The sequence below is a fragment of the Paracoccus beibuensis genome, from assembly GCF_026162625.1.
Lineage (GTDB): Bacteria > Pseudomonadota > Alphaproteobacteria > Rhodobacterales > Rhodobacteraceae > Paracoccus > Paracoccus beibuensis.
In genome coordinates this window covers 1-1,716 of record NZ_JAOTBD010000087.1, presented here as the reverse complement: position 1 = coordinate 1,716, position 1,716 = coordinate 1, and the positions used below count along the sequence as shown (strand labels likewise).

Sequence of the window (1,716 nt, the reverse complement as noted above, 5' to 3'; positions counted from 1 at the left end):
GTTATACGCTGGCCAGTTCTTGGTCTTGTAGCTCGGCGGCGTGGGTCTGCTCATGCAGCACGGCTACCACGCCAGATTCGCCAGCTGAATCCCCCTTAAGACTTTGTGCAACAAAGCCGGCGCGGATGGTAAGGGGATTCTTGCGCCCGGCGTATACGATGCATTTGGGGCGCTTCTGGCCCAGCAGGCGGGATTTGAATGCCTCTACCTTTCGGGGGCTTCGATTGCGTATACCCGACTTGGCCGCCCCGATGTCGGATTGGTTACCGCATCAGAAGTTGCCGACACCCTGACGCTGATCCGAGATCGCGTTGCACTGCCGATCATCGTCGACGGCGACACAGGCTTTGGAAATGCAATGAACGTGAAGCGCACGGTGCGCTTGTTCGAGCGCGCGGGCGCATCGGGACTGCAGCTTGAAGACCAGGGCTTTCCGAAACGCTGCGGGCATCTCAGGGGGAAAACACTGGTGCCGACCGTGGAAATGGCCGGAAAGATCCGGGCCGCCTGCGACGCGCGAGAATCCACAGAACTCCAGATCATCGCCCGCACTGACGCAATCGCCGTCGAAGGCTTCGATGCAGCGCTTGACCGGGGCGAAGCCTATCTGGAGGCTGGCGCCGACGTCCTGTTCATCGAAGCGCCGCGATCTCTGGACGAGCAGAACCGCATCGCGGAGCGGTTCGCAGCACGTATCCCGCTCTTGGCGAATATGGTAGAGGGCGGCGATACCCCGATCAACGATGCGGATACACTGCACGAAAAAGGTTTTCGTATCGTGATTTTTCCCGGAGGTCTTGCCAGAGCTGTTCTGCGCCAGATGCAGGGGTATTTTGCAAATCTGCTTGTTCATCGCTCCAATGCGCCATTCTCCGACAGAATGGCAGACTTTGATGAGCTGAATAGGGCAATTGGATTACCCGAACTCATTCAGGAATCGACTAAATATTGAACAAGGCGTGGTTGACTTACTAAAGTTGGATTGGCTGTCATGACGCCGTGGGGAATTAGAGGCCGCTGCGGATCTTCGCTATCAACTGCCCTCAATGCTCAATTTCGCCGTCAGGGAACAACAAGGCCCCAAGGATGCGTTGGACAATCAACCGGCAGCGTGTGATCCCCGAAATCACTTTGCGGTTGGGATCTGAGCTATCAAGACCGCCGGTAAGGACGTAATGTGACCAGCAAAGAACTTGATCTGCCATCCTAACAGGACGCTGAAATAGGCGCCGAAAGGGAACTGTTTCCCGTCTTGGCGATCGATGAGGATCATGGTCGGGCAGTTCGTCCAGCAGCGCATCGACCGCCTCTTTGGCCGCGGCCATTTTGGTGGCGCCGCCAAGCGCGCCCGCCATCGACCCCGACGCATCGAGCGCCATGTCCAGCCGCCGCAGGGGACCGGTCCCGCATCCGAAGGCACCGCCAAATCCGGTGTCGCGCGGGTCGTCCCGCATCTGCGGCACGTCGACGAACCAGGCCTCGATATCCGCACCGCGTCCCTGCAGGAACTGCCTCCGAGCGCCGCGGTGTCTTGGGCCAAGGCAGGGTTCGCGGTCACCATCAACGTATTCAGGGCAATCGGACGCATGCGCAGATCGTAAGCGGCGGTTGCGCCCCACGCGCTTTCAGCTTGAAGGCTCGAAGTTCCAGGGTAGCAGGTCGTCGATCCTTGCTTGCGGGTGACCGGTGGCCACCGCTTCCAAAGTTGCCCTGAGG

2 protein-coding genes are annotated in these 1,716 nt (G+C 59.3%); one reads left to right on the top strand and one right to left on the bottom strand.

Features of this window, described 5'->3' with window-relative positions; genetic code table 11:
- The first annotated feature begins 103 nt into the window (after nt 1-103).
- Entirely contained in the window at nt 104-952 is an 849-nt protein-coding gene (locus OC159_RS19880) for an isocitrate lyase/PEP mutase family protein (protein WP_265502959.1), read from the top strand.
- Nucleotides 953-1,043: 91 nt separating this feature from the next.
- Here OC159_RS19880 and OC159_RS19875 read toward each other — a convergent pair whose 3' ends face one another.
- On the bottom strand, nt 1,044-1,454 hold the full coding sequence (locus tag OC159_RS19875) for a hypothetical protein (RefSeq protein WP_265502958.1): 411 nt from the start codon (nt 1,452-1,454) through the stop codon (nt 1,044-1,046).
- Nucleotides 1,455-1,716 lie beyond the last annotated feature (262 nt).

Coding starts and splice junctions, on each gene's coding strand:
- OC159_RS19875 (WP_265502958.1), bottom strand. CDS start 1,454: ATGCGGGACGACCCGCGCGACACCGGATTTGGCGGTGCCTTCGGATGC.